The organism is Gordonia sp. i37 (assembly GCF_002043085.1).
Taxonomy (GTDB): domain Bacteria; phylum Actinomycetota; class Actinomycetes; order Mycobacteriales; family Mycobacteriaceae; genus Gordonia; species Gordonia polyisoprenivorans.
Genome location: NZ_MVPX01000494.1, coordinates 18442 through 27469, shown reverse-complemented (window position 1 = coordinate 27469; position 9028 = coordinate 18442). Strand labels below are relative to the sequence as shown.

Sequence of the window (9028 nt, the reverse complement as noted above, 5' to 3'; positions counted from 1 at the left end):
CGGGTAACGCCGTGTGTCGGTAGTGGGCCTCGACGAACCGCTCGGTCGCCCGCGAGGTCGACAGCGCAAAACAGCCATCCCGCTCTCCGTGGATCAGCTGCGTGGGAACGGTGATTCGCCGTGCCGCGGTCAAGGCGGCGTCCGTGCCGGCGAGTTCCTCACGCGATGCGGCCTCACCCCACCACCATCGGTTGCGGTAATACCCGATAGTCGCATCCGCCCAGTCGGTACCGAACGCTGCCACCGCGCGCGCGGGTTCCCCGGTCTCGAAGTGCCACTCCGGCGACCACTGTCGCCAGAGATGGGCGACCAGTTCGGCGCGACGGGTCGCGAGATATCGCTCCCCCATCGGGGTATTCAGCAACCACTGATACCAAAACATGTGCAGCTGCTCTGGGGCGGGTAGTTCGGCGGCCGCGGACCGTGGCGACCACCCGGCGCCCAGAGCCGTGAGCGACGCAATCGTTGATGGTGCCGTCGCAGCGACCCCGAAGGACGCCAGCGCGCCCCAATCATGCCCCACCAGATGCACCGGACCGTTCACCCCGATGGCCGCGACCAACTCTGTGAGCGCCCGGACAAGACCGGCCTGGCTCGCCACGTCGCGCACCGGCACACCGACCGCGGCACTACCACCCACTCCGGGCCACGCGGGCACAAGCACCCGAAGACCGTGACCAGCGATATGCCTCGCGAGCGGCAGCCACGATGCTGGGCCATCAGGCCAGCCGTGCACGAGCAGCACTGGATCTCCGGCGGCGGCCTCGGCCTCGACACTCACCACCTCGAAGTCGACCAGCGAGGTCCCGATCCGCTGGCGCGTGGCAATCGGTTCCCCCGGCATCCCGCCAGGCTAGTCCACCATCGGCAACATCGGAGGAGTGAGAATGTCGGACTCGACCATCAAATGCGGCAAGGCGTACTGCGCGGTGGTAATAGCGATGATCGAATCAGTTTGGGGCAGAATACAAATCGACCATCGCGACCGCAAACGACAGGAAACCCGCATCGAATCGGCCTACGCGATCACTGCCCGGCGTCGTCGGGTCCCACGTCGTGGTCACGAGTGCCAAAGCCGTTGATCAGGAGGTTGGCGAGTTGCTCGGCGTAGATGGCGGGTTTGAGCTCTGGATGTGCGGTGAGATAGCCGAGCATCGCGTCGATAGCGCCCTGGTAGGTGACCGCCATGACGCGTGTGTCGGCCGGGTTCATGGAGCCTTCGGCGATGCCACGCGCAAACAGCTCCTCTTGGAGGCGGTAGCCGGTCTCGTAATCGTGGACTGAGAGGCGCTGGTCGCCTTCGGGAGTGAGTAGGTTGTGCACTATGTGATCAAGCGCCCGCAATTCCGCCGCGTGCGTGCGCGTCAGCAACGCCAGGTGGTGCAGGGCCTGCCGGACGATGTCGGTGGCCGGCTGCGACAAGTCGAGTTGGTCGACGACTTCGGTCCGCAACCGCTCATCGATGTGTTCGGCCGTCTTTCGCATCAGGTCGTCCCGGTCATCGAAGTAGCGCCAGATGAGTCCTTTTGCGACCTCGGCGGTGATGGCTATCGCCGTTGCCGATGCGGCCGCGTAGCCGCGCTCGGCAATCACCGAGATCGCCGCGGCCATGATCTGGGCCCGACGTGCGTCAGCACTCAAGCGCACCCGTGAACGGGGGCCGTCAGCGACGGGAGCGCTCCGCCGTGATCGGTCCATGCGCCCCATTATCGCCGACAGTGGCGATTCGGATGACGAGCACCACCGAGATCGCCAGGAGCAGGGCAATGGCCACCATCTCCACACGCATCCATGTCGGCACAAAGCCGGGGATCGATGCCTCGGCGACGTTGACCGCCACCAGCACACCCGAGATGATCCCGATCGCGCGCAAGCTCCCTCGTTTGCCGGAGCGGACGCCACGCAGGCGCAGCGGGAGGACCACGGCGAACACCCCGACGATGATCGCGTGGACCCACGCGTCGGTGGGCGCGAGATGTGGTGAAGTCGCCGACAGAATGCCCAGCAGGGCGACTGTGCTGATCGCCACGACGGCATAAACGACGATCACCTGGCCCAACAGACGGACGGGACCCTGAGCAGATCTAGTGACCATGCAGTCATTATTAATGACTGATCGGTCATTAAGCAATAGTAAGTCTGCACCGAGCGCTCGCGATCACGCGGCAGCCGACCATTCTCGCCGGGATCATCAGCGTGCGGCATGTGCTGTCACGAGTGCCGCGGTCTGACCGATCACTGAGTCCCGCGCTGTTGCCTTGGAGTTATTTGTGGCGCTGCGGGTCTGAATGACCAGCAGTATCAGTGCTCCGTCGGGGCCGTAGAGGACTCCGGCGTCATTAGCGGTGCCGTAGTCGCCGGTGCCGGTTTTGTCGGCGGTGGACCATCCGGCCGGAAGGTCGGCGCGGAAACGTTTGTCCGACGTGTGCGTGCCGCGCATCCATCCGAGTAGGGTCACGCGATCGCGCGGGTCGAGGCGCGCTCCTGACATGGTCGAGCGCAGTCCCGCGGCCCATGCGCGCGGCGTCGTCGTATCCCTGGAGTCGCCGGGGAACGCGGTGTTCAGTTCCGTTTCCTCGCGGACCATCACTGTGGCCCCATCTCCGGCTGTGCGCGCGTATGCGGTGACGCCGAGTGGTCCCCCGATCGCGGCGAACATGAGATTGGCCGCCGTGTTGTCGCTGTACTGCAGAGCTGCTTTGGCGATCTCGGAGTAGTTGAGGGTGCGACCCGCGTAGGTGCTCGTGATCGGCGAGTTCGCGACGATGTGATCGGCGTGCACGGGTACTCGGGAGTCCATCCGCAGGAGTCCGTGTCGGGCGGCATCGAGCACCGCGGCGGCCAGGTAGACCTTCGACATCGATAACACCGGGTACCGCTGTTCGCAGTTCACCGCCGCAATGACCCGGCCGGTTCGTAGATCTTGCGCCCACACTCCGGTCGTTACGTCGTTGGCGGTCGCGATGTGCCGGATCTGCGCGTCGATCGAATCGGCGGTCGCGGGCGCGGCCGCTGTGGCGGGCGCGGCGACGGCAATTGCTGCCGCCATCGCGGTGATCAGGGTCGCCACCTTGCGAACAGATCGGATTCGGAATCGGAGGTGTTGTGGAGACATGAGCTGATATCACCCCATGATGGCATCGGCTGGGAAAGTCTCACTGGCGCCGACGTGCATAGCCATCGAGTATCGGAGCACGTCAACAGTGATACCGAGCGCCGATTCTTCGTGGTGGTGAGCTCAACCGTCGGAGTCGCGGGGAGTACGCAGCGCGGTGACGACTGCGCGCGCCACCGCACCGATCGCGACGTCGACGCGCGGTCCGCCGGCATCGCCGCGGGCGCTGCGCGTGAACACGGCCACCGCTATGGTGTACTCCTCGGGGTGCTCGATGACCGCGACCTCGTTGCGGATCGGCCCGATGGTGCCGGTCTTGCCACACACCCTGGTACCGACACTGAAGCCGGATGCGATGCGCGACCGGGATACCTGCTGCGCCATCAGACGCCGAATCCACGCGCTGGACTCGGGGGTTGCCAGGACGTCTCGCCAGAGGCAATCCAGTAGGCGGGTGCAATCCCGGGGTGTGGTTGCACTGGTGTAGGCGGCGTCGTAGGCGGTGACCTGAAGATCTCGATCAGTGTCGGCCAGCACGGCGAACGCCTCGGCCACGGTGCTGGTGCCGGTTTCGGTGACGAGCCGTGCGTGGACTTGCCGGACCCCATCCACGACGGTGGTGTGTGTGGTGTGCGCGTCGGCCAGGACCGCGGCGATCGATTCGAGTCCGACCCGCTCGAGAACGACATCCGCCGCGGCATTGTCGGACACCACCATCATCGAGGTCACCAGGTCCCGCCAGGTCAACGAAACGGGATCGCCGAACAACGACAACCCTGTCGGTCCGTCCGGCCGCGCGCGGGGATCCACGAGTACCTGCTCCGATGCGTCGATCTCCCCGGCGTCGACCTCCCGGGCGAACGCGATTGCCAGAGTCAACTTGTATACCGAGGCCATCACCACCGGATGGTCGGCGCCGAGATCGATCTCCTGTGATGCGCGGCCGCCGATGACCCGCGCATGCACCCACCCTGCGCACCCGGCATCTGCGAAGATCGCCGCGACGTTGCGGGCCACCTGTGTTCCCACAGGATCGATGATCATCGCAACGTCCAGATCGCTGAGATCACTGCGTCGGCGGCGTCCTGGACGGAATCGGTCCGCGACACCACACGTAGCCGTATCGCCAGATCGTTCTCGGTAACAGTCACCGCCGTGATGAACGGTGACTGAGTCGATGCCGATCCGAGTGCGAACGCCGCACCGGACGCGACGGCCGCCGCCTGAGCCGCTGCGGTGGTGAACGGAAGCACCTCTGGGTCGAGTCCGCGCGCCCGTAGACGGTCGATGAGGGCGTCGAACGCCGGTGGATTATCGTCTCGGGATGGGCAACTGAGTGCCAAGCCGCGCAACATACGCAGCGACGGACGCCTCGCGGAGGTCAACGGATGATCGCTCGCGACCAGGACCGATCGGCTCAACTGTGTGACCGGACCAACCTCCAAACCTTCTGTGACACAGGGATGCTCGATGATGGCCACGTCCAACGCCCCGGATCGGACGAGCTGTACCAGCGCCGATGACGTATCCACCACGGTGTGTTGGCGGCCGTGTGCGCGGAGTGCGTAGGCCACCCCGGTTCCGATCGAGGCGTCCAGGTGCTGCGGCAGGCCCCACCGCACATCCCCCGCGGAGTCGCGCAGCAACCGGGCCACATCGGTGAAACGCTTGCGTCATCCACGAGCAGGCGGGCGCGAGGAAGCAACTCCGCACCTGCCTCGGTGAGCTCTGCTCCCTGCCTCGTTCGCAGAATGAGCTCGAGTCCCAGCGTGTTCTCCAATCGGCGCAACCCCTGCGACACCGGAGGCTGCGTCATCGCGAGCCTATCGGCGGCACGACCGAAATGGCCTTCCTCGGCGACGGCGACGAACACCCGCAGATGACGTACTAGATCCACGCTCCGAGTATGCAGGTCTCGCTCGATGGCGTCACCAACGTGCATCTCCATGACGAGCGCAAGCACGTTGGAGGGAACCCAGGCGTCACCTACCTTCCGCCTTCCGCGAATGTCGCTGCCATATAACGAGGTTCGTCCGGACCGGACAATACCGACGTCCTGAGATCAACCGTGGAGAGCTTTCCGGTGCCGGTCGTCAGTGGTGGACCCAGCAGCATGACCTCGTCAGGAGATCCTGCGGCGGAACCCGGTGTGCCGACAGTAGAAAAGCGTCGGCACGGCAGCGCTTCAGGGTCGGTCGAGGAGGTTCTTCAGTGCTGGTTCGGCGAAGAGCGCGGTCGGGAGTCCGAGAGTCACCTTCGGGCGGACTCGCAGGATGACCAGTGCGCCGGCGGTGCGCGCCGAGAGGATCTTGCTGCGGTCGATGACGTGCGTCGTTGCCGGGGTATCGATTCGAATCCGGGTCTCGTCGCTGCCGGATCCCCACCGTGATCCGGGTCGCAGGACCCGCCGGTTCTGGATGTAGACGCATACCAGGCTCGCCATGATTCCGAATGCCATGTAGGCCAGAGCTGCGCCCGCGAATATCCATGTACCGACAATCCATCCGCTGCCGCTGATCACGCACGCCCCTGCGAAAATCGCCGCGACCACCGTCGTGAGGCTCAGCACCCGCTTCCACCACGACGTCTGGCACAGAATCGACAGTGTCGCCCGGGCGACGAGTCACGCTCCACCACGGTGCGCACTCATCAGGTGTATGGTGCGGATCGTCCGCGCATTCGTCACACCTTTGCCGTACGGGACGTGGGAGTGGGTCGCGACGGCCACCAGATCCTCTCTCCGATCACCGCCATGGCCGCCGGGACCAGAACCGTGCGCACGATCGCGATGTCGAGCAACAGGCCGACCCCGATGGTGAAGCCGATCTGCACGAGGTTGAGGACGGTGCCGCTCATCAGGGCGAACATCGTGACAGCGAAAACCACTCCGGCCGTGGTGATGACCCCGCCGGTGCTCCCGAAGCCGCGGATGATGCCGCGCACCATCCCCGCTCGCGACTCCTCGCGAATGCGGTCGGCGAACAACATCGAATAGTCCGCACCGACGGCGATGAGCGCCATGAACGACACTGGGATCACCGACCAGTCGAGGTCGATGCCGATCACGTGCTGCCAGACGAGCACGCTCACCCCCACCGCTGACGCAAAGCTCAGGATCACGGTGCCCACCAACAGGACCGGAGCCAGGATGCTACGCAGCAACACCGTGAGGATGACCAGGACCGCGGCAGCGGCGACCGACGCGAAGATCAGGAAGTCGCGATGCAATTGGTCCTGCATATCCGCCGACAGCGACGCCAGTCCGGCCGTCGATACGGAGGCATCGGCCAAGGTGGTTCCCGTCAATGCCCGATGCGCGACGGCGGGGAGTTGACGGCTGGCTGCCATCGCCTCTTGGCTGTAGGGGTTGACCTTCCATGTGACGATCATGCGTGCGGTGCGCCCGTTCGGCGAGATGAGGAGCCGGGAGCCGGCAACAAAGCGCTTGTCGTGCAGTGCATCCGGCGGCAGATAGAATCCGGATCCGGCACCCGTCGACGTGGCGTTCCCCATGGTGGTCAGGTACTCAGAGGCCTGGTGGAGCCCTTTGGTCAACGCCCCGGTCAGAGCGACCACCTGCGCTGTCCCTTCCCGCACCTGGTGCAGACCATCGGCGAGTTGCGACATACCGCTGGAAAGATCCGCCACGCCCTGCTCGAGACGAGCCAGGTCGGCGCGTACCTGCTCGGTGGAACGCCCGGCGAGTTGCTGCAACAGTGAATCAACGGTACTCAAGGCCGAATTGAGTTGTGGCAGTAGTCCAGCAACTCGGGTGATCGTCTCGGTGGGGACTCCGGCGAAGGCATGCAGGGAGGTCAGGGCCGCAGAAGCGCGTCCGCCGAGCGCACGATCGAGTTGAGCGAACGCCGCACGCGCGGTCTCGCACGCCGGACTCGACGTGCACTGCCGCGTGGGTTCGCCCACCAACGGAGTGAACACCTCGTCGAGCTCGGTCAGGGCCTCGGTCGCTTCCCGCGACGGGGAGTCGAGTGCGGCAATGGCCGATGCGGCGGTGGCCAGAGCCGTGCGCAGCACCGGAAGCGTCTGTGCCAGGGAGTCGCCGCCGGTCGCCGTTCGGGCGATGCCATTGACTTGGTCGAGGCCGTCGAGAACGGTACCGGCCATCGACACCACCTGCTGGGTACCGGACACCACCGCGGGCATCTGGACGGCCGCCGCATCTGCTCCGGTCGAAAGCTGCTGCGCCCCTTCGGCGAGCGTCCTCAGTTGCGGTTCGGCCGCCGACATCCGGTGTTCGGCAGCGCCGAGTTGGCCTCCGACGATGCCGGTCTGATAGCCGGTGGCGGCCTCTGCCAGCGGCTTTCCGTCGGGGCGCGTGATCGAGCGGACCAACCCGACCTCGGGAATCTTGGACAACGCCATCGCCGCCAGCTCCAGCGAGGCGAGATCGGCTGTGTTGCGCAGGTCGTGATCGGCGCGGAAGGTCACATACTCCGGGGAGATCTCGGCCGTCGGATAGTGCTGCCGGACAGCGTCATATCCTCTGGTCGAGTCGGTCGCGTGGACGGGCATCGCGGACTCGTCCCAGTTGAGGCGCAGGGTCGTCGTCGCGGCGGCGGTTCCGATGAGGAAGATCAGTGCCACGGTCGTGTACACCCCGGCATGCCGGATCACTCGAGCGCCGCGATGCTGCCACCGTCTCTCCGTCGACGGCCGCGGCTCGGCGAGCCCGCGTCGCCCCGCCAGGGACAGGAGGGCATTGGGCAATGTCAACGCGATGGCGAGGGCGATCAGCACTGCGATCGCTGTGGGAGGGCCGGCCGTGGCGAACATGCCGATCTTGGTGAACACCATCGACGCGCAGGCCGCGGCGATGGTCAGGGCGGACGCGATGAGGATCGGGGCGGTACGAACCGAGACGGCAGTGACCGCATCGACGACCTCTGCGCCGGCGCGGCGCGCGCGGTGATAGTTCGCGATTCCGAAGATGGCGTAGTCGGTCCCGGCGCCGAGCACCAACGCGGTCATGATCGCGATCGTGAAGTTCGATACCGGGAGCACGCCGTGTGCGCCGAGCAGGGAGATGACCGGCCGGACGATCGCGAGAACGAGGCCCACGGTCAGCAGCGGGATCAACGCGGTCGTGAACCTGCGGTACGCGAGCGCCAGCATCACCGTGATCAGCAGAACCGAGACCCCGGTGATGATCAGGAGTGACATGTCGATGCCGGAGAACAGATCCGACAGCGTAGGGGTCGGCCCGCTGAAGTGCACGGTCAGCCCGTCGGGTCGCGGGAGTGCCGCGATGTGGTCGCGAATCGCAATCGTTGCGTGGTGGGCGCGGGTCGAGCCCGCCGATCCCGCACTGGCGACGAGTACGGTAACCGCCTTGCCGTCGGGGCTCAGCGCGATGTCGCGTGTCACCGGGTTGCCGTAGGTGTCCAGCACGTAGGCAACGTTGCTCTTGTCGGCGACCAACGCCCGCACCAAGGCGCCGTAGTACCTCTGCTCCGGGGCTCCGAAGCCGTTGCGGCTGACCAGGACCACGCTGCCCACCGCGTTGGACGCCGGAACGCCGAAGTCCTTGGCCATCTGCTCCAGGCTCTTGTTGGCCGGTAGGTCGGCGGGAACGAAATCGGCGGATCTGGTCGAGACGGTGTGCTCGAGCTGCGGGACCGTCACGGTGAGCGCGGCGGCGAGTACCACCCAGAACAGAACGATCCACGCGGCGAACCGATGGGTCAGTCGCCCGATACGCCTGAGCACGGCATCACCCCGGTCGGCCATGTTCACTCCCTAGTCCATGTCAACGATCGATGATATGTATGCCACTAGGCATAGTGGCATGACAGTAGATGTGACGCTCGGTAACAGTCAAGTGTCGGCTGCGGCGGGGGTGGCATCGCCGCTGGGTTACAGGTCAAGTCATTCGTCACATCAAAGTACGCAAAT

General features: G+C 65.6%; 8 protein-coding genes and 1 pseudogene. All 9 read right to left on the bottom strand.

Annotation, left to right across the window (positions count from 1 at the left end):
- Nucleotides 1-844: alpha/beta fold hydrolase (locus tag B1964_RS24140; protein WP_079931584.1), on the bottom strand; the 844-nt coding region annotated here is incomplete at its 3' end.
- Nucleotides 845-1026: 182 nt separating this feature from the next.
- Nucleotides 1027-1611, bottom strand: a complete 585-nt coding sequence (locus B1964_RS30545; protein WP_172398953.1) for a TetR/AcrR family transcriptional regulator — start codon at nucleotides 1609-1611, stop codon at nucleotides 1027-1029.
- Between the two features lie 52 nt (nucleotides 1612-1663).
- Nucleotides 1664-2095 (bottom strand): hypothetical protein, encoded by a 432-nt coding sequence (locus tag B1964_RS30540; RefSeq protein ID WP_172398952.1) that lies wholly within the window; start codon nucleotides 2093-2095, stop codon nucleotides 1664-1666.
- Nucleotides 2096-2191: 96 nt separating this feature from the next.
- Nucleotides 2192-3070 carry a class A beta-lactamase gene (gene bla, locus B1964_RS24130; protein ID WP_216354283.1) on the bottom strand — a complete coding sequence of 293 codons (879 nt, stop codon included), beginning with the start codon at nucleotides 3068-3070 and terminating at the stop codon, nucleotides 2192-2194.
- Nucleotides 3071-3238: 168 nt separating this feature from the next.
- Nucleotides 3239-4159, bottom strand: a complete 921-nt coding sequence (locus B1964_RS24125) for a serine hydrolase (RefSeq protein ID WP_079931581.1) — start codon at nucleotides 4157-4159, stop codon at nucleotides 3239-3241.
- Nucleotides 4156-4761 carry a LysR substrate-binding domain-containing protein gene (locus B1964_RS31250; RefSeq protein ID WP_366664297.1) on the bottom strand — a complete coding sequence of 202 codons (606 nt, stop codon included), beginning with the start codon at nucleotides 4759-4761 and terminating at the stop codon, nucleotides 4156-4158. Before B1964_RS31250 ends, B1964_RS24125 begins: the two co-directional genes overlap by 4 nt.
- 125 nt (nucleotides 4762-4886) lie before the next feature.
- Nucleotides 4887-5057 (bottom strand): annotated as a pseudogene (locus B1964_RS31600) (LysR family transcriptional regulator); the annotation flags it as partial.
- 243 nt (nucleotides 5058-5300) lie between these two features.
- Nucleotides 5301-5684: a hypothetical protein gene (locus B1964_RS24115; protein ID WP_079931580.1), complete on the bottom strand. Its 384-nt coding sequence runs from the start codon at nucleotides 5682-5684 to the stop codon at nucleotides 5301-5303.
- Nucleotides 5685-5797: 113 nt separating this feature from the next.
- On the bottom strand, nucleotides 5798-8863 hold the full coding sequence (locus tag B1964_RS24110; protein ID WP_079931588.1) for an RND family transporter: 3066 nt from the start codon (nucleotides 8861-8863) through the stop codon (nucleotides 5798-5800).
- Nucleotides 8864-9028: the final 165 nt, after the last annotated feature.

Coding starts and splice junctions, on each gene's coding strand:
- B1964_RS30545 (WP_172398953.1), bottom strand. CDS start 1,611: ATGGCCGCGGCGATCTCGGTGATTGCCGAGCGCGGCTACGCGGCCGCA.
- B1964_RS30540 (WP_172398952.1), bottom strand. CDS start 2,095: ATGGTCACTAGATCTGCTCAGGGTCCCGTCCGTCTGTTGGGCCAGGTG.
- B1964_RS24125 (WP_079931581.1), bottom strand. CDS start 4,159: ATGATCATCGATCCTGTGGGAACACAGGTGGCCCGCAACGTCGCGGCG.
- B1964_RS24110 (WP_079931588.1), bottom strand. CDS start 8,863: ATGGCCGACCGGGGTGATGCCGTGCTCAGGCGTATCGGGCGACTGACC.